This window comes from Parafrigoribacterium humi (assembly GCF_040227205.1).
GTDB lineage: Bacteria > Actinomycetota > Actinomycetes > Actinomycetales > Microbacteriaceae > Parafrigoribacterium_A > Parafrigoribacterium_A humi.
Genome location: NZ_JBELOA010000007.1, coordinates 96,901 through 120,471, shown reverse-complemented (window position 1 = coordinate 120,471; position 23,571 = coordinate 96,901). Strand labels below are relative to the sequence as shown.

The 23,571-nt window shown below is 66.7% G+C and carries 25 protein-coding genes and 1 tRNA gene; 16 read left to right on the top strand and 10 right to left on the bottom strand.

The features are described 5' to 3' along the window. Nucleotides 1–26: 26 nt before the first annotated feature. Genes ABUA28_RS11610 through ABUA28_RS11600 form a run of 3 tightly spaced genes read right to left on the bottom strand, consistent with a single transcriptional unit; the run spans nt 27 to nt 3,018 of the window. Nucleotides 27–1,208, bottom strand: a complete 1,182-nt coding sequence (locus ABUA28_RS11610; RefSeq protein WP_349904338.1) for a DUF4350 domain-containing protein — start codon at nt 1,206–1,208, stop codon at nt 27–29. After that, entirely contained in the window at nt 1,205–1,873 is a 669-nt protein-coding gene (locus ABUA28_RS11605; protein ID WP_349904337.1) for a DUF4129 domain-containing protein, read from the bottom strand. The genes ABUA28_RS11610 and ABUA28_RS11605 overlap by 4 nt, the downstream gene beginning before the upstream one ends. Continuing rightward, the gene (locus ABUA28_RS11600) at nt 1,870–3,018 is read right to left on the bottom strand and encodes a hypothetical protein (protein WP_349904336.1); all 1,149 of its coding nucleotides are present in this window, start codon (nt 3,016–3,018) and stop codon (nt 1,870–1,872) included. Before ABUA28_RS11600 ends, ABUA28_RS11605 begins: the two co-directional genes overlap by 4 nt. 202 nt (nt 3,019–3,220) lie before the next feature. Between ABUA28_RS11600 and mtrA the strand changes: the two genes are divergently transcribed. From mtrA to secA, 6 genes are all read left to right on the top strand, one after another. After that, a complete protein-coding gene (gene mtrA, locus ABUA28_RS11595) occupies nt 3,221–3,901 on the top strand; it encodes an MtrAB system response regulator MtrA (protein WP_349904335.1) in 681 nt (226 codons plus the stop codon). After that, on the top strand, nt 3,882–5,516 hold the full coding sequence (gene mtrB / locus ABUA28_RS11590; RefSeq protein WP_349904334.1) for an MtrAB system histidine kinase MtrB: 1,635 nt from the start codon (nt 3,882–3,884) through the stop codon (nt 5,514–5,516). The genes mtrA and mtrB overlap by 20 nt, the downstream gene beginning before the upstream one ends. Then, nucleotides 5,509–7,221: an LpqB family beta-propeller domain-containing protein gene (locus ABUA28_RS11585; protein ID WP_349904333.1), complete on the top strand. Its 1,713-nt coding sequence runs from the start codon at nt 5,509–5,511 to the stop codon at nt 7,219–7,221. Before mtrB ends, ABUA28_RS11585 begins: the two co-directional genes overlap by 8 nt. A 94-nt stretch (nt 7,222–7,315) precedes the next feature. After that, on the top strand, nt 7,316–8,122 hold the full coding sequence (locus ABUA28_RS11580) for a ComF family protein (RefSeq protein WP_349904332.1): 807 nt from the start codon (nt 7,316–7,318) through the stop codon (nt 8,120–8,122). A gap of 13 nt (nt 8,123–8,135) precedes the next feature. After that, nucleotides 8,136–8,822 carry a ribosome hibernation-promoting factor, HPF/YfiA family gene (gene hpf / locus ABUA28_RS11575; protein ID WP_349904331.1) on the top strand — a complete coding sequence of 229 codons (687 nt, stop codon included), beginning with the start codon at nt 8,136–8,138 and terminating at the stop codon, nt 8,820–8,822. Nucleotides 8,823–9,086: 264 nt separating this feature from the next. Next, complete coding sequence (gene secA, locus ABUA28_RS11570) at nt 9,087–11,909, top strand: preprotein translocase subunit SecA (RefSeq protein ID WP_349904330.1); 2,823 nt, start codon at nt 9,087–9,089, stop codon at nt 11,907–11,909. 25 nt (nt 11,910–11,934) lie between these two features. Here the strand turns inward: secA and ABUA28_RS11565 are convergent, their stop codons facing one another. Beyond that, entirely contained in the window at nt 11,935–12,396 is a 462-nt protein-coding gene (locus ABUA28_RS11565; RefSeq protein ID WP_349904329.1) for an Rv3235 family protein, read from the bottom strand. Nucleotides 12,397–12,561: 165 nt separating this feature from the next. Between ABUA28_RS11565 and ABUA28_RS11560 the strand changes: the two genes are divergently transcribed. Further along, entirely contained in the window at nt 12,562–13,161 is a 600-nt protein-coding gene (locus ABUA28_RS11560) for a hypothetical protein (protein WP_349904328.1), read from the top strand. A gap of 101 nt (nt 13,162–13,262) precedes the next feature. Here the strand turns inward: ABUA28_RS11560 and ABUA28_RS11555 are convergent, their stop codons facing one another. Then, entirely contained in the window at nt 13,263–13,550 is a 288-nt protein-coding gene (locus tag ABUA28_RS11555) for a helix-turn-helix domain-containing protein (RefSeq protein ID WP_349904327.1), read from the bottom strand. A gap of 117 nt (nt 13,551–13,667) precedes the next feature. On the opposite strand from ABUA28_RS11555, the gene ABUA28_RS11550 reads away from it, so the two are divergent. The 3 genes from ABUA28_RS11550 to ABUA28_RS11540 are packed head-to-tail and all read left to right on the top strand — an operon-like array spanning nt 13,668 to nt 17,092. Further along, entirely contained in the window at nt 13,668–14,315 is a 648-nt protein-coding gene (locus ABUA28_RS11550; RefSeq protein WP_349904326.1) for a hypothetical protein, read from the top strand. A gap of 2 nt (nt 14,316–14,317) precedes the next feature. Continuing rightward, nucleotides 14,318–15,589 carry an AAA family ATPase gene (locus ABUA28_RS11545; RefSeq protein ID WP_349904325.1) on the top strand — a complete coding sequence of 424 codons (1,272 nt, stop codon included), beginning with the start codon at nt 14,318–14,320 and terminating at the stop codon, nt 15,587–15,589. 9 nt (nt 15,590–15,598) lie between these two features. Continuing rightward, nucleotides 15,599–17,092: a sensor histidine kinase gene (locus tag ABUA28_RS11540; RefSeq protein WP_349904324.1), complete on the top strand. Its 1,494-nt coding sequence runs from the start codon at nt 15,599–15,601 to the stop codon at nt 17,090–17,092. Between the two features lie 125 nt (nt 17,093–17,217). Here ABUA28_RS11540 and ABUA28_RS11535 read toward each other — a convergent pair whose 3' ends face one another. Next, nucleotides 17,218–17,466, bottom strand: coding sequence for a WhiB family transcriptional regulator (locus tag ABUA28_RS11535; RefSeq protein WP_349904323.1), 249 nt, complete (start codon nt 17,464–17,466; stop codon nt 17,218–17,220). Between the two features lie 187 nt (nt 17,467–17,653). On the opposite strand from ABUA28_RS11535, the gene ABUA28_RS11530 reads away from it, so the two are divergent. Next, entirely contained in the window at nt 17,654–18,094 is a 441-nt protein-coding gene (locus ABUA28_RS11530) for a hypothetical protein (RefSeq protein WP_349904322.1), read from the top strand. Between the two features lie 390 nt (nt 18,095–18,484). Here ABUA28_RS11530 and bcp read toward each other — a convergent pair whose 3' ends face one another. After that, a complete protein-coding gene (gene bcp, locus ABUA28_RS11525; RefSeq protein ID WP_349904321.1) occupies nt 18,485–18,964 on the bottom strand; it encodes a thioredoxin-dependent thiol peroxidase in 480 nt (159 codons plus the stop codon). Nucleotides 18,965–19,041: 77 nt separating this feature from the next. Here bcp and ABUA28_RS11520 point away from each other — a divergent pair. Beyond that, nucleotides 19,042–19,114 (top strand) — tRNA-Lys (locus ABUA28_RS11520). Nucleotides 19,115–19,221: 107 nt separating this feature from the next. Here ABUA28_RS11520 and ABUA28_RS11515 read toward each other — a convergent pair. Then, nucleotides 19,222–19,671: a hypothetical protein gene (locus ABUA28_RS11515; protein WP_349904320.1), complete on the bottom strand. Its 450-nt coding sequence runs from the start codon at nt 19,669–19,671 to the stop codon at nt 19,222–19,224. Nucleotides 19,672–19,771: 100 nt separating this feature from the next. Between ABUA28_RS11515 and ABUA28_RS11510 the strand changes: the two genes are divergently transcribed. Continuing rightward, nucleotides 19,772–20,203 carry a MarR family winged helix-turn-helix transcriptional regulator gene (locus tag ABUA28_RS11510; RefSeq protein ID WP_349904319.1) on the top strand — a complete coding sequence of 144 codons (432 nt, stop codon included), beginning with the start codon at nt 19,772–19,774 and terminating at the stop codon, nt 20,201–20,203. A 382-nt stretch (nt 20,204–20,585) separates the two neighbouring features. Continuing rightward, nucleotides 20,586–20,900 (top strand): EthD family reductase, encoded by a 315-nt coding sequence (locus ABUA28_RS11505; RefSeq protein WP_349904318.1) that lies wholly within the window; start codon nt 20,586–20,588, stop codon nt 20,898–20,900. A 97-nt stretch (nt 20,901–20,997) separates the two neighbouring features. On the opposite strand, the gene ABUA28_RS11500 is transcribed toward ABUA28_RS11505, so the two are convergent. Further along, complete coding sequence (locus ABUA28_RS11500; RefSeq protein WP_349904317.1) at nt 20,998–21,414, bottom strand: hypothetical protein; 417 nt, start codon at nt 21,412–21,414, stop codon at nt 20,998–21,000. Nucleotides 21,415–21,417: 3 nt separating this feature from the next. Beyond that, entirely contained in the window at nt 21,418–21,609 is a 192-nt protein-coding gene (locus ABUA28_RS11495; protein WP_349904316.1) for a hypothetical protein, read from the bottom strand. Nucleotides 21,610–21,711: 102 nt separating this feature from the next. On the opposite strand from ABUA28_RS11495, the gene ABUA28_RS11490 reads away from it, so the two are divergent. Both ABUA28_RS11490 and ABUA28_RS11485 read left to right on the top strand, forming a co-directional pair. Next, nucleotides 21,712–22,875: an SLC13 family permease gene (locus ABUA28_RS11490; RefSeq protein WP_349904315.1), complete on the top strand. Its 1,164-nt coding sequence runs from the start codon at nt 21,712–21,714 to the stop codon at nt 22,873–22,875. A 117-nt stretch (nt 22,876–22,992) separates the two neighbouring features. After that, nucleotides 22,993–23,571, top strand: coding sequence for a TetR/AcrR family transcriptional regulator (locus ABUA28_RS11485; RefSeq protein WP_349904314.1), 579 nt, complete (start codon nt 22,993–22,995; stop codon nt 23,569–23,571).

Below are 23,571 nucleotides of genomic sequence, written 5' to 3'. Positions count from 1 at the left end.
GGTGCCGGATGGTCGTTCTGTGGTGGTCATGTCGTCACCGCCGTGGCGACGGCCGCTTCGAGTTCGAGAAGTTCGTCCGAGAGCCGGACGAGTTCCCGATCCCCGGCGGGCACGGCGTCGAGCAGCACCCGCGAGAGTCTCGCGCGGTCCCGCCCCGTGACCGCGGCGACGGCGTCGATCACCTCGGTGACGGATGCTGAGCGCGGTATCCCGCACATCCGCGACACCCGGTCGATCGTGCCGATCCGCAGCGCGTCGAGGGCGTGCAGCCTCGAGGCGTTCTTCTGGTAGAGCCTCGCCCTGCCCTCCATGGTCTCGCTCGCTCGCACCGTCACGGGCAGGTTCTCGATGACGAGCGGCCCGAGCCTGCGCCCGCGCCAGAATGCCGCGGCGATCGCGAGAAGGATGAGCAGGATGGCCAGCGACGAGACCCACGGCGGCGTGAGCTCCGCGATGGTCGGCAACCCGGTCACGGCGATGTCGTCGGCCGAGGGCAGGTACCAGACGAGTGTCGGAGTGGAGCCGAGCAGGTTCAGTGCGAGCGCCGCATTGCCCCTCTGTGCGACGGTCTCGTTGGCGAGCACCTGGGATGCGCCGAGCACCGTGATCGACCCGGAATCGCTCGTGACCTGCACCAGCGAGTGGATGCCCTTGCCACTCGAGAAGCATGCGGTCGCTCCGGTCGTGGCATTGTCGACGATGCGGTAACTGTTGCCGCCACCGGAGATCGTGCCTGCCCGGGTCGCGGCCCGCAGCGCGCATCCGGCGTCCAGCACACCCTTCTTCGCCGCACCGGCCTGGGCAACGGCGGGGGCGAGCGTGTGCAACTGGGAGAAGCTCGGTGTCACCGCGACGACGTTGGGGCTCCGGGAGGCCAGTTCCGTCAGTTGGCTCTCGCTGAGGTAGTTGTTCGGATCGTAGATCACGAGCGTCGAATCCGCGCCGCGGAGCGTGTCGCGGGTCGTGGCGTAGCTCGTGGTCGGCACGACCTTCACGCCGTGCTGCTTCAGTACCTGTGCCACGGCCATGCTTCCGGCCGGGGCCGCGTTGGTGGGGGAGAGCGGATCGCCGGGCGGCCCTGCTGCGCCGCGCACGACCATCGCGATGACGGCCACGACGACGAGGAAGACGGCGGCGATGATCCAGAACAGGGAGCGCTTCGTCGCCGCGCGCACGGTCGGGGTGGAGACGATCGTGGTCCGGCTCACGCTCTCGCACCCGCCAGGGCTGCCAGCTCGGGGTGTGCGGAGCGAAGCGTCTGCTCGAGCGCGACGATGTCGCGATAGGCCCGCTCCGAGCCAGGGCGGCCGAGGTAGCGCACGTCGTCAAAGGCTCTCGCGGACGCGGCGAGGTCCGTCGCGAGCGCGGGGAAGGCTCCGCCGGCGCGCATCGCGAAGTCGCGCGCGGTGGTGCCGGGGCTCGTGGTCACGATCGTGCGCTCGGCCAGTCCGCGCGCGAGTGCCCTGAACAGTTCCTCGATCGCGAGGGTCCAGTCTCCGGCAGCCGCAGCCGCGCTCGCTGATGCGCGCATCGCTGCAGCATCCCGTTCGTCTTCGGCACCGAAGAGAGCACCGTGCGCTGTGCTTCGGCGGTTGAACCGCGGGGCGCCGAAGATCAGGAACGCCGCGACCACGGCCACCGCGATCACGACGACGATGAGGATGACGGGCCAGCCCGCGCCGCCGTCGCCGAACCGGAGCGAGGTGAGCCAGTTCCATACCGCGGAGGACAGCCGGTCGAACCAGCTGGGTTGTGCGGCCTGGTACGCGGGTTTCGACAGTTCTTCGATGATCCAGCGCCTGGCCTCCCCGGCATCCGGGTCCACCGGAACATCGGTTGAGAGCGGGAGAAGCCCCACGATCGCGGCGATCATCCCCGGGGCGACTCGTTCGGCGTGGTGAACCGGGACTGCGGCGTGACCGGGGCGGCCTCGCGCGCATACGGGTCGGCGAGCCCGGATGCCCCGGATTGGCGGGCCTCGACAAAACGCGAGAGCTCGAGATCGAGCCCTTCCTTGCGCATCCGCAGGTCGATGTAGAGCAGCGCGATCGTCGCGGACTGCACTATCGCTCCGATCGCGCCCACCACCACCGAGACGACCATGAGCACGACGTACAGGCCGATGATGCTCGTGATTCTCGATGCGACGCTCTGGCCGTTCGGATCGGCCAGTGAGGACAGCATCCCGCCGATGAACGAGATCGGCGTCGTGATCACCTGGCTGGCGACACTGATCATGACCGCTACCAGCAGTTCGATGCCGAAGGTCTTCCAGAAGGAGCGATGCGTGAGAGCCCACGACCGCGCCATCGCCCCACGGATGCTCGTGCGCTCCGCCATGAGCACACTCGGCACGAGCGACAGCTTGGTGTAGACCCACACCCAGAGCACGATGGCACCGAGCCCGAGGAACAGCCCGAGAAGCACTCCCGCCAGCACGCCGCCGATGCCGCCGATCGCGAAGCCGATCCCGACGACGATGAGCGCCAGCACGCCGAATCCGACCAGGACGGCAAGGGAGACCAAGGCGGTCCAGCCGATAAGTGCCCAGATTCGCCCGTGGGCCATCCGAAGCAGCTGGCGCAGCCGCGGCTTCTCGCCGAGGCTTGCGCGCATCACGTCGAGAACGATGACGCCCTGCACGAGGGCGGATGCCGCGAGCGACAGCAGCAGGGGAATGATCGTCGACAGGATGATCGTGCCGATGCTGCCCGCAATCAGCTCCTGCTGCGCTTCTCCCGTCGCGTTGTCGACGCGGGAGAGGGTGAGGTAGGTGACCAGCCCGACGACACCGACCGAGACCACGGTGACAACACCCTGCACGAGCAGGGCGGTACCGAGAGTTGGCCGGGGATTGTGGCGCAGGGTCTTGAACGCTGCAGCGAGGATCGCCCCGAGGTCCAGCGGTCTCAGCGGGATAAGCCCGGGCTTCGGCGGCGGCGTCCACCCGGGAGTCGTCGAATCACCAGACGCCGTGGGGCCACCGGGCGGAGTGACGGCGCCGTCGACGGGCGGCACCGCAGGGGCGCCTCCAGCACTCTCACCTGGCCCGGTCGGCCTGACCGGGGGCTGCCACTGGTGGCTCTCGTTCACGGGCGTTTCCCCTCGAGGTTGAGCATCGCGCAACCGCGCGCACGCGATTATCGTTTCACACTCGACTACTCTTGTGCCAAAAGCATCACTAACCCGGCCATGTCGGGTGCCGAACGAAGACGGGACGATGACCGCGCGCATCCTGGTAGTCGACGATGACACCGCTCTCGCTGAGATGATCGGTATCGTTCTGCGAACCGAAGGGTTTGAGCCCTCATTCTGCGCGGACGGTGACTCCGCCATCGAGGCATTCCACGCGGCGAAACCCGACCTCGTGCTGCTCGATCTCATGCTGCCCGGCAAGGACGGCATCGAGGTGTGCGCAGAGATCCGCGGCGAGTCCGGTGTGCCGATCATCATGCTCACGGCGAAGTCGGACACGACGGATGTGGTGCGCGGCCTCGAGAGCGGAGCGGACGACTACGTCGTCAAGCCCTTCAATCCCAAGGAACTGGTCGCCCGCATCCGCACCAGGCTTCGCCCGACCCCGGCCGGAACGGTGGAGGAACTGCGCGTCGGCGACCTGACGCTGGATGTCTCCGGTCACGAGGTCAGGCGCGGCACCGCCAAGATCAACCTCACCCCGCTCGAGTTCGAACTGCTGCTCGCGCTCGCCGTCAAGCCGCAGCAGGTGTTCACGCGCGAGATGCTTCTGGAGCAGGTCTGGGGCTATCACTACAAGGCAGACACCCGGCTGGTGAACGTGCATGTGCAGCGGCTGCGCGCGAAGGTCGAGCAGGATCCGGACAACCCGCGCATCGTGATGACCGTTCGGGGCGTCGGCTATCGTGCAGGTTCCAGCTCTTAGCCGCCAGACCGCGATCGGCGGCCCGAACTGGCGGGTGTATCGCCGACGCATCGTGCGGTTCTGGCGCAGTTCGCTCCAGTTCCGTACCGTCGCGATCACGGTCGTGCTCTCTGGCCTCGCCGTCATCGTCATCGGTTCGTACATGTCGATCAGCATCGGTGACAACCTCTACAAGACCAGGCTCGCCCAGGTGCAGACCGAGGCGAACAACGCCACCTCGATCGCGCAGCAGTCCTTCGACAACGCGCAGGCGACGGGTGACCAGGCCGTGGAGCTCGACGGCGTGGGGCTGTCTGTGAAGTCGAGCATCCTGAGCACCGTGCGAAGCCCGGGAAGCACCTCATTCGGCCTGCTGCGCATCCCCGGCCAGCAGACCGATCGCATCATGACCACGATCACGAGCCCGAGCTTCCCCTCTGACCTCGTGAGCCAGCAGATCCGGGATGCCGTGGCGAACGGCGACGGCAAGCGCGTGTACACGCAGTCGGTCACCCTCAAGGACGGCGAGCCCGGCCTCGTCGCCGGCGCACTCATCGACGTGCCATCCGCCGGCCTCTACGAGCTCTTTCTCGTGTACGACCTCGCGGACGCGCAGGTGACCCTCAACTTCGTGCAGGGCACGCTCGCGATCGGCAGCCTCGCACTCGTGCTCCTCATCGGCGGCGTCACCTACGTGGTCGTTCGTCTCGTCGTCGGCCCGATCCGGATCGCGGCGGAGACGAGCGAGAAGCTCGCGGCCGGCCAACTCGAGCAGCGCATCCCGGAGCACGGACAGGACGTCATCGCGACCCTCGCGAGGTCGTTCAACGGCATGGCGGACAGCCTGCAGCACCAGATCGGCAAGCTCGCGGAACTCTCGCGCGTGCAGCAGAGGTTCGTCTCGGATGTCTCGCACGAGCTGAGGACGCCGCTCACGACGATCCGGCTGGCCGGCGACGTTCTCTACGACCAGCGCGACGACTTCGCCCCGGCGACAGCGCGGACGGCCGAGCTGTTGCACACCCAGGTGATGCGCTTCGAGGTGCTGCTCGCCGACCTGCTGGAGATCAGCCGCTACGATGCCGGTGCCGTGGAGCTCGAACTCGAGCCCACCAATCTCGTGCGCCTCGTCGAGGACGCCGTCGACTCCATGAAGAGCGTCGCCCAGGAGCGTGGCTCGGAGCTGCGGGTGCTCGCGCCCGGTGGATATTTCGAGGCCGAGGTCGATGCGCGTCGCATCCGTCGCATCCTGCGCAATCTGCTCGGCAACGCCATCGAGCACGGCGAGGGCGGCCCGATCGTCGTCATCGTCGACAGCAACGAGAGTGCGATCGCGATCGCGGTGCGCGACTACGGCATCGGGATGCGCCCGGGCGAGGTCGAGCGGGTCTTTGACCGGTTCTGGCGCGCGGATCCCTCGCGCAAGCGCACGATCGGCGGCACGGGGCTTGGGCTCGCGATCGCGCTGGAAGACGCGGTGCTGCACGACGGCGACCTCGAGGTGTGGTCGGAGTTCGGGGTGGGGAGCTGCTTCAGGGTGACCCTGCCTCGAGAGCGTGGGGTGCCCATCCAGTCCTCCCCGATCGAACTGCCGCCCGACGACTCGATCCCCCTGCGGGAGGCCGACGATGAGTGAGCGCATCGTGAGACCCGGGATGCCACGCCGGATCGCGTTGGCTGGCCTGCTCTGCAGCATCGCCGTCGCGCTCTCAGGCTGTGTCGGCATCCCGTCGTCCGGCCCGGTCAACCCGGGGATCAGTATCAGCGCGGGAGGGGTCGACGACGGCGCCGTCCTCATCCCGGAGGGCCCGGCCCCCGGCGCGAAGCCCGCGCAGATCCTGCAGGGGTTCATCGCGGCCTTCGCCGGTTCGCAGAACAACTACGCGGTCGCCCGAGAGTTCCTCGGCGGCGACTTCAAGACGGAGTGGGATCCACGCAGCAGCGTGCTCGTGCGCACCGGCGGCACCCGCACGGACTCCATCGGTACCAACCAGATGAGCTACACCATCACCACGGTTGCGGATGTCGATTCCTCCGGTTCGTACACGCGCTCGCCCCAGTCCGAATCGCAGGTGTTGACCTACCAGTTCGCCAAGGAGAAGGGGCAGTGGCGCATCACGGAGGCTCCGCAGGGCATCGTGCTCCCGGAGAGCACCTTCGGCTCGGTATTCAGCGAGCAGACGCTCTACTTCCTTGACCCGACGGGGCAGCGGCTGGTTCCCGATCGGCGCTGGTTCCCCACCGGTGCCCAGCCCGTGCGCATCGTCTCCGCGCTGCTCACCGGGCCGCCCGCCTCACTGCGCGGCGCCGTGTATTCGGCCTTCCCCGATGGCACGAAGCTCTCGTCGCCGCTGGTTCCCGTGCAAGACGGCATAGCGAAGATCGACCTCACCGCCGAGGCGCTCAGTTCCAAGGCGAATGAACGACAGCTCATGAAGCTGCAACTGCTGTCGAGCCTCAGCAACGTGCCGAACATCACCGGTATCGCCATCTCGGTCGGAGACTCCCCGCTCTCGCTTCCGTCGCCGAACGGCGCGACCCCGCAGATCGAGCCCCAGGTCGACCCGCGACCGCTCGTGTTGCAGAAGGAGTCGTTCGGCTTCGCCGAGAACGGCAAGATCACCTCGATTCCGTCGCTCAGCCAGAAGATCGTTGCGCTTAAGCCCTCCGCGGTCACCCTGGGGTCCAACGGGACCACGGCGGCCGTGCTCTCCGACGCCGGGGTCTCGCTCGTGACGACCGGCACGAACGCGGTCACGCTCGACGACCGGGGCGGGCTCATCGCACCGTCGCTCGACGAGGACGGCTACCTCTGGACCGTCCCGGCGGCCAGCCCGAACGCGATCGAGATCTTCAATGCCGCGGGCAAGATGCACACCCTGAATCCCGCGCTGCCCGTGGGCTCCAAGATCGTCTCGCTCGCGGTCTCGCGCGACGGGGCCAGAGTCGCGATGTACCTGTCGACGGATGCCGGGCCCCGGCTCGTCGTCTCGGGGATCGTCCGCAGCACCGACCAGGACCAGCTGCCGGTGTCGCTCGTTGCCGAGCCCGTTCTCGACGTGACGGCGGACTCCGGTTCCGCGATCGGCGCAACCTGGGCAGACGGGCTCTCGGTGGCGACGCTCAGCGTGGCCAACGGACAACCCAGCGTTGTGCTCTACCAGCTCGGCGGTCCGCGCGTCTCTCTCGGTCATCCGGATGGCGCTCGCGAGATCGTCGGGGGCAATGGGGGCAGCTCCGGCCTGCGCGTTCTCGGGCCGGACGGCACCATCCAGGCCCTGCGCGGAAGCGGATGGATCGGCTCCGGAGTGCAGGTCTCCCTCATCGCGACCCAGCGTTAGGCGCCTCTCCTCACCAGCTGAGGTTTCGCGGGAGAGCTCCACCGTGACTGCCGCTCGCCCGTCGCTCATCGGCGCCGTGCGAGATCCTGTGCGCATGAGATCGCTCGGAATGAAGTCGCCGTTCTGGCGGGCGGTCATGTTCGCTGCTCGTGACGCCCTGCTCGACGCCAGTGCCGTGCTGCTGCCGATCGACTGTGCGGGTTGTGGCGCCGCCGACCGTGCCCTCTGCGCGACCTGTCGCAGCGGGCTCATCGCCCGCATCGAGACCCGCGTGCTCGGAGACGGCACTCGCGTCGTCACCGCACTGGCCTACGACGGGGTCGTGCGCGAGAGCATCCTCGCCTTTAAACATCGCGGTAGAACGGATGTCGCCCGCGCGCTCGCCGTGCCCCTCGCCGCCGCGGTGGAGGCCGCCGTGGCCACCACGGACCGCGACGGCATCGAACTCGCGGCCGTGCCATCCACCCGTGCGGCCTTTCGGCGCCGAGGGTATGCCCCCGTCGCCGTGCTGCTCGGCGCGGCCGGACTGGGTCGTGCATCCGGGCATGGAGTGCTCTCCTTCGCTCGAGACCACGCGCAGCAGAAGCTTCTCGATCGCGGCGCCAGGCAGCGAAACCTGGTCGGAGCCATGCTGGCCGCACCCTCCCTTCACGGTCGAGTCTTCATCCTCGTCGACGACGTCGTCACGACGGGAGCGACGCTCGAGGAGGCCGCGAGGGCGATCCGAGCTGCAGGCGGAGAGGTGCTCTGCGCCGTCGCGTTGGCCGATACGAAGGAACTCGCTGGCGGTTCCGAGAGTTCGCGGCACAAACTCGTGACTTCCCCAGACGACGGGACTACGGTGAGCAAAAGAGGTGCACAGGTCAGCCCTGGTTCCGCTGGGGGTGACGCGCCACGGTAGCTGGGAGGACGCCATGGACATTTCCATCAACGGTCGCAACCTGGGGATCACGGATCGATTCCGCGACTACGCCACCGAAAAAGCGGACAAGATAGCCCACCTCGCAGACAAGGCGCAGGCCTTTGAAGTCAAGGTCTCGCGCCACGCAGAGAAGAACGGCTCAAACGGTGACGACCGCGTCGAACTGACCGTGATCGGGCCGGGACCGCTCGTGCGCGCGGAGTCCACCGGATCAGACAAGTACGTGGCATTCGATCTGGCCCTCGACAAGCTCGTCGAGCGCGTGCGTCGCATGAAGGATCGGCAGAAGGTGCATCGCGGCAAGCGCCGCCCGACCTCGCTCAGGGAGGCGAGCGCCGACGGATTCAGCGTCGTCGACATCCGCCCGGCCACGGCCGAGACGATGGAGAAGGTGCGTACCGGATCCATCGCGGTGATCGATGGCGAGGCCGCGGAACCCGAGGAAGACGACTGGAGTCCTGTCGTCATCCGCAAGAAGGTGTTCGCGGCCACGCCGATGACCGTGGATGACGCGCTCTACCACATGGAGCTCGTCGGCCACGATTTCTACCTGTTCATCGATGCGGAGACCGACCGCCCGAGCGTCGTCTACCGCCGCAAGGGCTGGGACTACGGCGTCATCGGGCTCGACGTCGAGGTCGACGAAGCACCCGGGGTTGCACGCGCGCGCAAGCGGTGACGTGACTCGGGCCGGGCGCATCCGCGTGGCGGGTGCGCCCGGTGCTTCGCCGACTCCGAGAGAGGGCTGGCCCCAGCATTCAGCCGACTAGGCTTGCTAGCATTACGGACTGCTAACGGTCGTGCTCGTGTGGCGTGCCGATTCGGCGATTCGTGCGGGGTCTCCCGTGCCCGGCACGAGGCAGCGCGAGCAGCGGTGCAACCTTGACACAGAGCAAACTTAGACACAGCGCAAACTTAGACACAGTGCAAATTGGAGTAATCGGTGGCCAACGTTCTCGAACGAGTGCTTCGCGTCGGCGAAGGGCGAACCCTGCGCAGGCTGCAGCGCTACGCGGCGGCAGTGAATCATCTCGAAGAAGACTTCAAGGAGCTCAGTGACGAGCAGTTGAAGAGCGAGACCACGGAACTGCGCGAGCGTTATGCCAACGGAGAGTCGCTGGATGACTTGCTTCCTGAGGCGTTCGCCGCTGTACGCGAAGCATCCGTTCGCACCCTGGGCCTGCGGCACTTCGACGTGCAGCTCATGGGCGGCGCGGCACTGCACCTCGGCAACATCGCGGAGATGAAGACCGGTGAGGGCAAGACCCTCGTGGCGACCCTCGCGGCCTACCTCAACGCGATCCCGTCGCGCGGCGTGCACATCATCACCGTCAACGACTATCTCGCGAGCTACCAGTCAGAGCTCATGGGCCGCATCTTCCGTGCCCTCGGGATGTCCGTCGGCTGTATCGTCTCCGGCCAGGACCCGGCAGAGCGCCGCGAGCAGTACGCCGCAGACATCACCTACGGAACGAACAACGAGTTCGGCTTCGACTACCTGCGCGACAACATGGCCTGGCAGGCGAGCGACATGGTGCAGCGCGGCCACAACTACGCGATCGTCGACGAGGTCGACTCGATCCTCATCGACGAGGCCCGCACCCCGCTCATCATCTCCGGCCCGTCCTCAGGTGAGGCCAACCGCTGGTTCAACGAGTTCGCGGCCCTCGCGAAGCGCCTCACGCCGGAGGTCGACTTCGAGGTCGACGAGAAGAAGCGCACCGTCGGTGTGCTCGAGCCCGGCATCGAGAAGGTCGAGGACTACCTCGGCATCGACAACCTCTATGAGTCGGCCAACACCCCTCTCATCTCCTTCCTCAACAACGCCATCAAGGCGACCGCGCTGTTCAAGAAAGACAAGGACTACGTCGTGATGAACGGCGAGGTTCTCATCGTCGATGAGCACACCGGCCGCATCCTCATGGGCCGCCGCTACAACGAGGGCATCCACCAGGCGATCGAGGCGAAGGAGGGGGTGGCGGTCAAGGCCGAGAACCAGACCCTCGCCACGGTCACCCTGCAAAACTACTTCCGCCTCTACAAGAAGCTCTCTGGGATGACCGGAACGGCCGAGACCGAGGCCTCGGAGTTCATGAGCACCTATAAGCTCGGTGTCGTTCCGATCCCCACGAACAAGCCGATGCGTCGCATGGACAAACCGGATCTCGTCTACAAGAACGAGGAGGCCAAGTTCAACCAGGTGGTCGAAGACATCGTGCGTCGCCACGAGAAGGGCCAGCCGGTGCTGGTCGGCACGACGAGCGTCGAGAAGAGCGAATACCTCTCCAAGCTGCTCGCCAAGCGCGGTGTCAAGCACGAGGTGCTGAACGCGAAGAACCACGCTCGCGAGGCCGCAATCGTGGCCCAAGCCGGCCGTCTCGGATCCGTCACGGTCGCCACCAACATGGCCGGTCGTGGAACGGACGTCATGCTCGGCGGCAACGCGGAGTTCCTCGCCGTTGCGGAGCTCAACGCGAAGGGACTCAGCCCGGTCGAGACTCCTGAGGAATACGAGGCCGAGTGGGATCCGGTGTTCGAGCGAGTCAAGGCGACGGTCGCAGAAGAGGCCGCCAAGGTCGTTGAGGTCGGTGGCCTCTACGTGCTCGGCACGGAGCGCCACGAGTCCCGGCGCATCGACAACCAGCTGCGCGGTCGTTCGGGTCGTCAGGGTGACCCCGGCGAGAGTCGGTTCTACCTCTCGCTCGCGGACGACCTCATGCGCCTGTTCAACTCGGCCGCGGCCGAGTCGCTCATGGGCCGAGGCAACGTCCCCGAGGATCTCGCAATCGAGTCGCGTGTCGTGAGCCGCGCCATCCGCAGCGCACAATCCCAGGTCGAGGCGCGCAACGCGGAGATCCGCAAGAACGTGCTCAAGTACGACGACGTGCTCAACCGCCAGCGCGAGGCGATCTACGGAGATCGTCGCCACATCCTCGAGGGCGACGACCTGCAGGATCGCACAGCTAAGTTCCTCGAAGACGTCATCACCGAGGTCATCGACCTGCACAGCGCGGAGGGCCACTCCGACGACTGGGACCTCGAAGGCCTGTGGAACGAGCTCAAGACCCTCTACCCGGTGTCGATCACGATCGACGAGCTCTACACCGAGGCCGGATCGCCCCACAACATCACGCGGGACTTCCTCTTCGATGAGGTGCTGTCGGATGCCAAGCTGCAGTACGAGCGCCGCACCGAGCAACTGGGCGAGCCCGCGATGCGCGAGCTCGAGCGTCGCGTCGTGCTGTCGGTCATCGACCGTCGCTGGCGCGATCATCTCTATGAGATGGACTACCTGAAAGATGGCATCGGCCTGCGGGCGATGGCCCAGCGCGACCCGCTGGTCGAGTACCAGCGCGAGGGTTTTGCGCTGTACCAGTCGATGATGGGCCAGATTCGCGAGGAGTCCGTCGGCTTCCTGTTCAACCTCGAGGTCGAAGTGACCGGCGGCGGTGCCACCGCTGCCGTGCCGACGGTGGCGGCGAAGGGCCTGGACGGTGCCTCGGAGCAGCGCCTCAGCTACTCCGCGCCCACGGTCGACGGCGAGGTCGAGGTGCGCAACCAGCGTGGCCAGCTTGATGCGGCATCCACCGCGAAGGCGCGTCGTGACCAGGCTGCCGCGGCCGCAGGGGCCAACCAGGCGCAGAACCCCGGCCAGCAGCAGGCCGCACCGCCGCAGCGCGGTGCGTTCGGCCAGCCGACCGGTGGTAACGCTCCCGCCCCGATGAACCGCGCGGAGCGTCGTGCCCAGGAGCGTCGCGGGCGCTGAGCGTCGCGGGCGCTGATCTGCGCCTTCAGAGTACGTTGACGGCGGTGGCCCGCCAGCGCCGGTCCATGCCCTCGAGGCGGAGAGCGACGGCGCGCGAACGTGCGCGGCTGTGCACCATGACGACGGCCTCGATGACACCCTCCGACGGTTCCGTCAGCACGGTCGCCCCGATCGTGAAGTGTGGCCGGGAGACCGTGCGCTGGCCCCTGGCCTGACGCGCACGCGTGGAGAGCACGACGCGCTTGAGCAGGTGGCGGTACACCTCGTCGCTCACCCAGCGGGAGATCTGTTCCAGGTCGCGCGCACCCGCGAGGATCTCGATGACGCAGCGCGTGAGGTTCTCCAGGAGTGGGGCGGGGTTGGGCAGTTCCGAGCGCTCGGCGCGTTGGTGCCCGAAGAAGTCGTCCGAATCGAACCGGGTCTTGATGATCTTGCTGGGTAGCGACTGCTCAGGGGAGGAGGAGGTGCTGCTCGCGGCGCTGCTCATCTGGTGGCTCCGAACTGTGGCGGGGGTCTGGAGGGTCTACCCCCAAAGGGGTGTCGTGCCTGCGAAAGAAACTAAAGCAGCAAACAGAGGGTTCTGTCCACGCCCCAACGGTGGGGCTGTGGATAACCTCGCCGCGGGGTCAGTGAGGATCGATACCGTCGCTTCATGCGCTGGGACAACCTCTTCGACGACCTCGAAAGCCAGCTCGAACACGAGTTGACCGCCGATGATATCGACGTGCGCGCAGAAGAGGAGCGGTTGCGGCTCGCGCGGATGTCGCTGCGCGAGCGTCTCGTGTCCATTCACGAACACTCGTCGGATGCCACCGCGTCCGCCGGAATTCGCGTGCGGCTGGCGAACGGCGGCGTTGTCACCGTTCGCCCCCTCGCCTTCGGAAGGGACTGGTTCTCCGCGGCGCTCGTCGACGGCGCCTCGCGACACTCGCAGTGCATTGTGCCCCTCGCCGCCGTCGCAGGTCTGCTCCTGGATCGCGAGCAGGTTCGCACGAGCCTCGTCGCGTCTCCCGACCGGGAACGCTCGCTCTCGGTCCGGCTCGGACTGGCATTCGCGCTGCGGGATCTCTGCCGGCGTAGAACCGCCGTGGAACTCCACCTTCTCGGCGAAACGGTGCAAGGCACAATCGATCGCGTGGGCCGCGACCACCTGGATCTCGCTGTGCACGAGCCCGGGTCACCGAGGCGAGAGGCGGAGGTGAGCCACTACCGGGTGGTGCCGTTCAGCCAGGTGCTTCTGGTGCGGCTGTAACGGCTCGAAGTGTCAGGGCCGCCCGCGGTGTCGGTGGGGTTCGAAATGTCAGTGTCGACCATGATTTCAGTGCCGCCCGTGGCATCAGTGCGCCCGTGGCATCAGTGCTGCCCGTGGTGCTGGGGCGCGGCGAAGAACTCCGGCAGGTCGGTGAACTGGGACTGGTTCCACAGGCTGAGCCGCCTCGACTCCTCGTACTTGGCCTCGATGTACGACTCGAGCACGCTGCGCTCGACGCGCCAGTGGCCGCTGCCGCCCACCTTGATCGCCGGCAGTTCGCCGGTGCGAACGAGAGCGTACGCCTGGCTTGCGGACACGTTGAGGATGTCCGCCGCATCGGCGAGCGTGAGGAAGCGGCCAATGGTTCCCGCGGAATCGTTCTCGTTCATCCCTCGATTATGAGCGAGCAGGCACCCGCCGAACGGGGCTGTGGATAACTTTCTCGCCGATCGCCGCAACTCGTGACTATGGAACGAGCACCCTCACGCAAGAATGGGAGACCCCGGATGAGAACCAGCAGCACCGCTGCACCGAAAGAGCGCAAACCCAGGTCATTCTGGTTCGATCCGCGCTTCGGAATCGGCATAGCGCTCGTCGCGGTCTCGGTTCTCGGAGTACTCGGCATTGTCGCCTCGGCCGACCGCAGCGTGCAGGTGTTCGCGGCGCGCGCCTCCCTGTCGCCAGGCGACCGCATCGTCGCGGCAGACCTCGTCGCCACGAACGTGAGGCTCGGGGATGTCGACGCAAAATACCTCAGGCCATCGCAGCTTCCCTCCGACGGACTCGTCGTCACGCGAACGGTGTCTGCGGGCGAGCTCGTGCCCTCCTCCGCTGTCGGAACTGCCTCGAGCAGCAGGCTGGCCTCCGTCGTGGTCTCTGTGCAGGGGTCGCTCCCGAAGGCGGTCATCGCCGGTGCCGACGTCGACCTGTGGTCGGCGAGCAAGACCGAGGATCACGACTTCGGCCCGCCCGCCGTTCTCGCGTCCTCGGCCACGGTCGTGAGAGTCATCGCGCCAGACGGCATCGTCGCCGGGGCGAGCGGGGGAGCGGTCGAGGTGCTCGTCGACCGGTCGAAACTGGCGAGCGTGCTTGAGGCGATCGCCAACGACGACGCGGTGTCGATCGTGCCCGTCGGTCTGCCCGTGAAGGGCTGACCGTGTCTCGGATCGCACTGGCCATGACGCTCGACACGGAAGACAGGTTTGCGCGCGAGCTGACCGATCACGGCCACGCCATCGTCGCCCGGTGCAGCAGCGCAGACGAGCTGTCGTCCATCCTCGGCCTCGCAGGCGCGGAGTGCGCATTCGTGTGCGCGTCCCCGCGGTATCTCAATGAGAGGCTCCTCGCCGAGACAGATGCCGCGGGCGTGAGGCTCATCGCGATGATCGGGGCGGATGCCGAGCGCCGACACGCGGCATCCCTTGGACTTCACGAGACGGTGGACGCCGAGGCGGCCTGGCCCGAGATTGAGCACGCTCTCCTGAGCAGCCCGGTGACGGACCTCGCGAAGGCCCGCGAGCGACCGGCCGAGCGCGGTAAGGTCATCGCCGTCTGGGGGCCCGCGGGATCTCCCGGACGCACCACGCTGGCCATCAACATCGCGGCGGAGATCGCGGCAGCCGGGTTCACGGTCGCGCTCGCCGATGTTGATACCCACAGTGGTTCGATCGCGCCCGCCCTCGGACTGCTGGATGAGGCCCCGGGGTTCGCGGCGGCCTGCCGTCTCGCCGGTGCCGAGAGCCTCACCCAGCAGGAGTTGGAGCGAATCGGCCAGCGCTATCTCTCCGCGCGCGGAAGCTTCTGGGTGCTCACCGGCATCGGCCGTGCGAACCGGTGGCCCGAGCTGTCATCCGACCGCGTCGTCGGGGCGGTGCGCCAGTGCAGGGACTGGGTCGAGTACACCGTGCTCGACACGGGGTTCAGCCTGGAGAGTGACGAGGAGATCTCGAGCGACCTGTTCGCTCCGAGGCGCAATGCCGCGACGATCGCGGCCCTCCGTGAGGCCGACCAGGTCGTCGCGGTCGGTGCAGCGGATCCGGTCGGGCTGTCCCGATTCCTTCGCGCGCATGTGGACCTGCTCGAGACGATCGAGACGGATGTCGTCACGGCCGTCATGAACCGGGTTCGCGCGAGTGCCATTGGACTCAATCCCGCCGCACAGGTGGCCCAGACCCTGCAGCGCTTCGGTGGCATCTCCGCGCCGGTTCTCGTGCCGCACGACCAACTCGCGCTCGACGCGGCCGTGCTCGGCGGGAAGACACTCGCGGATGTTGCGGCCAGGTCGCCCGCACGCACGGCGATCGCTGAGCTGGTCGGCACTCGGCTGCTGCCGCCGAGGCAGGAAGCGGCGAAAGCGCGATCGCGGCGGGCCAGACGGTCGTCGCGCGCGTCGCGGTGGGGCGCGGACGGAACCGTCGCCTCGCCGTAAGCTTGCAGAATGTCTACGCTCAGTGACCTGGTCCTCGCACAGGGCCGCTCGGACGAGGCGGATGTCGAGTGGCTGCACCTGTTGGTGGGGGACTGGCAACTCCTCGCGGACCTCGCCTTCGCCGACATCGTGCTGTGGGTCCCCACCGATGCAGACAGCTTCGTCGCCGTCGCCCACGCTCGTCCATCGAGCTCGGCCACCCTGTTCTACCGGGACTTCGTGGGACAGGAGATCAAGCCGGAGTGGCGCGGGCAGGTCACCGAGGCGTTCGACACGGGCACGATCGTGGATTCAGCCGCACCGGACTGGTACGAGGAGACCCCGACGCGGGTGCGGGCCGTGCCGGTGCTGCGCAGGCTGCACGCGAGTGAGGCCGAGACCACCGAGTTCCCGATCGCCGTCATCACGAGACACACCAACCTGAGCGAGGCGCGCACGCCGAGTCGGCAGGAGCTCACCTTCAACGAGTGCGCGAACGACCTGTTCGCGATGATCTCCTCCGCGGACTTTCCCGACCTGGGATCTCCGACGGGGCCCCGCCGTGGCGCGCCACGCGCATCCGACGGCCTCATCCGCCTCGACGTGGATGGCACGGTCACCTTCGCGAGCCCGAACGGCCTCTCCGCATTCAACCGCATGGGATTCGCTGGCGAGCTCGAGGGTGAGTCGCTGGCGGAGGTGACGACCGAGCTGCTCAAGGGCAAGGTGAGCGTCGACGAATCGCTGCCGCTCGTGGTCACCGGTCGCGCACCGTGGCGTACCGACATCGAGGCACGCGGCGTGACGGTGTCGCTGCGCGCGATCCCGCTGCGCGATCATGGCGAGCGGATCGGCGCGATCGTGCTGTGTCGGGATGTCACCGAGCTGCGGCACCAGGAGCGCGAACTCATCACCAAGGATGCGACGATCCGCGAGATTCACCACCGAGTGAAGAACAACCTCCAGACGGTGGCATCTCTGCTGCGGATCCAGGCGAGGCGGTCGCACTCCGATGAGGCGCGCGAGTCGCTGAACCAGGCTATGCGGCGAGTGGCCGCCATCGCCGTGGTGCACGACACCCTGAGCGAGGGGCTCACCCAGATCGTCGACTTCGACGTCGTGTTCGATCGCGTGCTCAAGCTCATCGCCGAGGTCGCCTCCACACACAACACGAAGGTGCATCCGAAGTTCTCGGGGAGCTTCGGCGCGCTCCCCAGTGAGTATGCGACTCCGCTGTCGCTCGCGCTCACCGAGCTCGTCACTAATGCGGTGGAGCACGGACTCTCCGGGCGCGAGGGCAACGTGGAGATCACGGCGCTGCGCACGGACGAGACGCTCAGCGTCCGGGTGCGCGACAACGGCAGTGGGCTGCCGGAGGGCAAGGTCGGGTCGGGACTGGGCACTCAGATCGTGCGCACGCTCATCCAGGGGGAGTTGGGCGGCACGATCGACTGGCACACCATGATGGGCAGCGGAACAGAGGTGACGATCGAGATTCCGCTGGCCTGGCTGACGAAGGACTAGCCCGCTGGCCGTCGGGGATTGAGCCGAAGGATCCGCCCATGGAGGCCCACCACGCCCCCGCCTTCGGCTCAACCTTCGAGGGCTAAGTCAGACGGATATGTCGGGAATCTGGCGGGCGTAAAAACTCAGGAAGCGCGGCGCGCGCGAGCGGCGCGGCGCTTGAGTGCGCGGCGCTCGTCTTCGCTCAGTCCACCCCACACGCCAGAGTCCTGGCCGGTCTCGAGGGCATACTGGAGGCACTGCTCCGTGACGGTGCAGCGAGCACAGACCGACTTCGCCTTCTCGATCTGGTCGACCGCCGGGCCGGTGTTCCCCACGGGGAAGAACAGTTCGGGGTCAGCAGTGAGACATGCGGCCTTGTCGCGCCAGTCCATGTATTGGTGCTCCTTCGTGGGTGCGCAGCTGTTTTCCGCGCAGAGATAAACCTGTGAAAACCCGGAGGCTTCGATGGGAGTAGAGGATTCTTGAGGGATTGGCCCACGACCGTGGGGGCGCTAATCAACCTCAATTAGAATCTCATATCGGTTGTAGCAAATCAATACTTTTATGTCGGAAGTCACTGTGAGTGAAGAACAATCTCCCGCGCAGCAGGGCGGGTCAGACGAGGTCGAACGACACCGCAGGCCGCCGCTCCTGGTGCTTCTGGTCGTGATCCTGCTGCTCGAGTGCGCGCTGATGGTGGGCGCCGTGGTCTTCCTGGTGATCGAGCTCCTCGTGGCCCGTCCGGACTCCTACCCGAGTGCGATCGCCATCCTGGTTCTCGCGGCGATCGCGGCGGCGTGGCTTGCCATTACCGCACGCGGAACCCTTCGCGGCAGGCAGTGGACGCGCGGCGCGACCGTCGTCTGGCAACTGCTGCAGATCGCGGTGGCGGCGGGCAGCTTCCAGGGTCTGTTCGCGAGAGCGGATGTCGGCTGGCTACTCCTGGTGCCGGCGCTCGCCGCCCTCGTGCTGCTGTTCACACCCTCGGTCGTCGCCGCGACCACGCACTCCGCTCGCTGACGCGGCGGTCGCACTCCGCCCGGCGACCGAGCGCGACTGCGAGTGCAACCCGCCGAAGCGCGGCAACTCCGTGCGTAACTCAGGCAGAATCGCCCGACCGCCGTTCCGCACCCCCGTATCGCGGGACTGGTGAGCCACGTCGCGCGATTCTGCAGGAGTTATGAAGGCCCGGTTCCTAGACGCGGTACCACGACCGGGCGCGCTATCACGACCGGGCGCGGGGTCAGCTCCGGGGAGTTCGATCTGGTGTGTGCCGTAACTCAGGCAGACCGGGCGCGGTCGCGACCGGTGCCACGGAATTTCGGGGCGGTCGATCGGAGTGCCGCCCGTTCTGCAGGAGTTATGAGAACGGGATGTGGCGATGGGGAGCGACGGATGCCGACGGAAGGCTCAGTCGAGGCCGAGCTTCTTGCGCAGGGATGCGACGTGCCCGGTTGCCTTGACGTTGTAGAGCGGCAGTTCGATCCTGCCGTCTTCGCCGACGACGAAGGTCGACCGCAGGGTGCCGGTGATGAGCTTGCCGTAGAGCGACTTCTCGCCGTAGGCACCGTAGGCGTTGTGCACCGCGAGTTCAGGGTCGCCGAGCAGGGGGAAGTTGAGGCCCTGCTCGTCTCGGAACTTCTGCAGGGCATCCGCCTTGTCTTTGGAGATGCCGAGCACCTGATAGCCGGATGACTTCAGCGAGTTGATGTTGTCGCGGAAGTCGCAGGCCTCGGTTGTGCACCCCGGAGTGGACGCCGCGGGGTAGAAATACACGATCACTTTGCGCCCGGCGTAGTCGGAGAGCGAGACCGGATGACTGTCCTGGTCTGGGAGGGTGAACGCCGGTGCGATGTCGCCGACCTCGAGTCGGATTGCGGTGTCTGCCATGGTTCTCCTCGCGGTCGTGAAGGCGTTTCTCTCATGCTAATCTTGTTCGTCGGCGCCCCGTTGAACAGGGAAGCTGCGCACCTCTAGCTCAATTGGCAGAGCAACTGACTCTTAATCAGTGGGTTCCGGGTTCAAGTCCCGGGGGGTGCACCGATGCGCAACGCTTGAAAACTGTTCGCCGGTGTGCTGACGCGCGAGGTTGGCGCGAACGACCGTAGTCGCCCGCCGTGCACTGACGACGCGAAGGTCTGTCAATATTACTCACCGCCGGGAACGTTTCGGGCGCGAATAACAGTGTCCAGATCGAGGTGGTTGATGTACGCTGCGATGCGCCAGCCCACGGCCGCCCGGTGGAGCAAGAAGCTTGAACGGAGCGTCAGAGGTTCGGCGGCGGTGTCGGCGAAACGGATGGCCCAGGCCGTCCGCACCAGGGTGTGCTGCTCATCGATCGGTTGCTCGGATAGTTCGATGAGGTCGGTCCCCTCGGCACCAATCGAAGAAAACATGCGGGCGCGCATCGGCAACGAAGCCGTGAACTGCGCGCGAGTGACGGTGCCGGCAGAGACGGGATCAAGGTTGAGGAAGGGGTCGCAGAACAGGTCCGCAGAGGCGGCGGGGTCCCCGTCGCCCGCGGCAGCATAGACTGCGAAGAACTCCCGTACGTCCGTGCGGACCTCCTTGAAATTGCGCCAAACATTTGCGTCCACGCGGCCGGCTCCTCATCGTCTGCGCGCCCGGCGAAGGGGCCCGTGCGCTAATATAAGAGGATAGACAGTAACTGTCTAGACAGTCAAATAGGAGAGCCACATGCCCGGTCCAGCGGTGGTAACGGCCGGCGTCATCATGCGCCTCGCGCGAGACGTGCGCACCGCGCTCGATCAGAGATTCGCGGCTTACGATCTGACATCGCAGCAGGCCGCCGTGCTCATCCACGTCTACGCCGGCGAGGTCAGTCCGCGCCGGATCGGCGAGTTGCTGGGGACGGACACGGCCGGGATGAGCCGACTGCTGGACCGACTCGAGTCCAAGGGGTTGATTCGACGCGCGGCGGACCCCGGTGATCGTCGGGCGATTGTGGTGTCGCTGACAGATCGAGGGGCGTCGCTCATCCCACAGTTGCCGCCGTTGTTCGAGGTGGTTGGATCGGAACTCGCCTCTGGCCTCACGGAGGATGAGGTCGAGGCAACGCTGCGAGTCCTCCAGTCGATGCTGCACAACCTGCACGGAGAGGGGGCGTGAGGCCGAGACCTCGTGGAGGCGGTCAGACCGTGAGGTTCGTCCACACCTGCCGGGGGGCGAGTATGTCAATCTCAACAGGCTCCAGCCCTGCGACGATCCGCGTGCTCGCCTTCCCGAAGGTGGGCGGAATCTGAGGCAGCAGCGCCGCGCTTTTCGCGGTCAGCGATATCTCGACCGATCGCCGCGAACGCCTGGTCGAGGCGCGTGCTGCTGTCTCGCACCGCCTGTGCGAGCAGGGTGCCGGCCGTCAAAGCGGACGGCAGTGAGCTGCGGTCGTCCGGTACCATTGACGATCCAGATAACTGTTGCAACAGTTATTGTCGTAGTCAATACTAATCGATGCAGGCGCCAACTCATCCATCCGCACATGAAGGAGCAGCCCATGTTCTGCGCATCAGTCGTCTACTCAGCCGGGGCGGAGAGATTCGACATCGACTACTTCGCTGGCGCCCATGCGCCGCGCTTCGCCGCGATGCTCGGCGACAACTGCGTCAAGTGGGAAGTGCACCGTGCACTCGCGACTCCCGGTGCCCCGCCCCCGCCCTTCGCTGCTGCCGCCTACTTCTGGGTGCTGTCGGCGGAGAGATTCGGCGCCGACCTGGCGACACATGGCTCAGAGATCTACGCCGATATCCCGAATTTTGCATCCGAGCAGCCCGTCCGCGGCTGGTCGGAGGTGATCGGCGCGTCCGCGTGAGAGCGGGACCGACCCAGCCTGCCACGCGAGGAATGTCCGTGCGCCCGGTCCCTCGGGAGTCGCCGATGAACTCCGCCGTCGGACGATGGACGTCAGCTCAGTTCGCGGGAGGCGTGCGTGGCTTGCTCGCGGGCTTCCTCGCCGCGGGCTTGGTCGACGCCGTCGACGCAATCGGGGCGGTCGGCGGGGTCGGCGAGGATGCCTGCGGGGCAGCGGCCTTCGGCGCAGCAGCGGTTGCAGGAGCCGACGTCGTCGACGTCGTGGGAGCTGATGCCGGTGCTGCTGCCGTCGGCGCTGGGGTTGGGGCCGCAGATGGCGCGACAGGCGCGGCGGGTCGCGGCGGCTCGTGCGCCGCGACGTAGAGCTGTGCTGCGTGCGTTCCCACGAGCAGGAAGCGCACGAGCAGGAAGATCAGTCCGACCAGGACGACGAGCAGTATGAGGCCGACGAAGCCAGAAATGATCGTGCCGATGATGGTGGCCACGCTGTGGCCCCAGCCGTATCCGAAACCCATCACTCAGTCCTCCAATTCGTTTGCGTCTTCTGCGTTCTTGATGACGGTCCCGGCGGCGATGGCCACCGTGAGACCCCAACTGATCCACATGAGCGCCAATCGCCAATCGCGTGGCCCCTTGCGCGTGGCCTGAACCGTACTCAGGCCACCGAAAATCGCGCTGAGCATTGTGCCGCTGAAGATGAACTTGCGCATGGCGTCCTCGCTCTCCGTAGATTTAAACCGTACAGTCTGTCCCTGTATGCGGCCACCTAAGCCGTCGATGTCCGTGGCTGCGACGCAATGAGAAAGGATTCGGTGCGCTCAGCAATTCTCGGTGCCGCCCTGCTCGTGATCGGGATGCTGTCCGTTGCCATCGGTGTGCTTCCCGTTGCCGAAGCTGTCGCCGTCGGAGCTCGGGTCTGGCCGATCCTGCTGTTCGTTGTGGCGATCACCGTGGTGACGGAGCTCGCTGCCGAGGCCGGTCTATTCGGCCTGATTGCCGCACGCACGGCATCCTGGGGGCGTGGCAGGGCATGGCTGTTGTGGCTACTCGTGCTTGCCCTGTCGGTACTGAGCACGATCTTTCTCTCGCTCGACACGACGGCGGTACTGCTCACCCCCGTGGTCATCCTGCTGGCCAGGCATGTCGGCCTCTCCCCGTTGCCCTTTGCGCTCACGACCGTGTGGATCGCAAACACTGCTTCGCTCCTGTTGCCGGTGTCGAACCTGACGAACCTCCTGGCCGCACACGAGCTGGCAGGGATGACTCCGCTGGGGTTCGCCTCGTTGATGGCAGCACCTGCGGTGGTCTCGATCGTGGTCCCCGCCGGCCTGCTGTTCGTGATTCATCGAAAGGAACTGCTGCGGCGGTACGAGCCGGCACGGCCGAGCATCGCGGATGACCGGGTCCTTCTGGTCGCGAGCGGCGTCGTTCTCCTCGTGCTGATCCCGCTTCTCGTCTCGGGGCTTCCGGTCTGGATCCCCGCGCTCGTGGCGGCCGTGGTCCTCGCTGGATTCTTCGCGGCCCGACGCGCGAGCGCGTTGCGCTTCGGGCTCGTGCCGTGGCGCCTCATGCTCTTGGCCTCTGGCCTGTTTCTCGTGGTGGAGACCGCTCATTCTGTGGGCCTCGGCGCGGTGCTCTCTGCCGTGTCGGGGCAGGGCGCGGGCCCGCTCGATCTTCTGCGGCTCTCCGCGAGTGGCGCGGCAAGCGCGAATCTCGTCAACAATCTCCCCGCGTATCTTGCGCTTGAGCCGGTCGCGGGCAATCCGCTGCGGATCGCCGCGCTGCTGATCGGTGTCAATGCCGGCCCACTGATCACCCCGTGGGCGTCGCTCGCGACCCTGCTCTGGCACGAGCGGCTGAAGGCGCTCGACGTCGGCCTTTCCTGGCGCAGGTATGTTCTTTTGGGGCTGATCGCCGCCCCGCTCACGGTCGCTGCGGCGACTCTGGGGTTGGCGCTAGTGCCTCCGCTCGGCTGACCTTCGAGGAGCCCGGTCGGCTTGGTTCCCGCCGCCCCCCCCGGCTTTGCTGGCAAATCGCTGCGAAACTGACCGATCGGACAGTTTCTGACCGATCGGTCAGGTACCGTGGAGGTCGTGTCCACAATCGACGATCTACGAGCAATTGCCCTGAGCGAGTTCGCGAGCTCCGGGTATACGGGCACTTCTCTACACCGGGTCGCGGACCTCGCCGGCGTCTCAAAATCGAGCGTGCTGTACCACTTCGCCTCGAAGGAAGCGCTGCTCGAGGCGGCCATCGGGCCCGCGGTCGAGCGGATGGGGGCGATCCTCGAAGCCATGGCCTCGCAGGCCCTCAGCGCCGAGATGCGCGAGACCTTCATTTCCGACTTCGTCGACTTCCTGCTCGCGCACCGGCTCGAGGTGCACATGTTCATCAACCAGGGCAAGTCGCTCGAGGACGTGCCTGTCGTGCAGCGCGCCAACGAGCTCGTGGTGCGCCTGGCCACATACTTCACCTCCACCCTCACCTCGACAGAAGACCGCATGCGCTTCGGCATCGCACTCGGCGGCGCCGCGTACATGCTCGTCACGCAGTCGTCGTTCGAGCTGGATGCGCCTCCGGAAGACGAGACCAGGGCGGCACTCATCACCATCGTGACGGAGCTTCTGGCACCCGTCACTGTTCGTTCAACCCAGAAACAGCAGCAGGAGTAA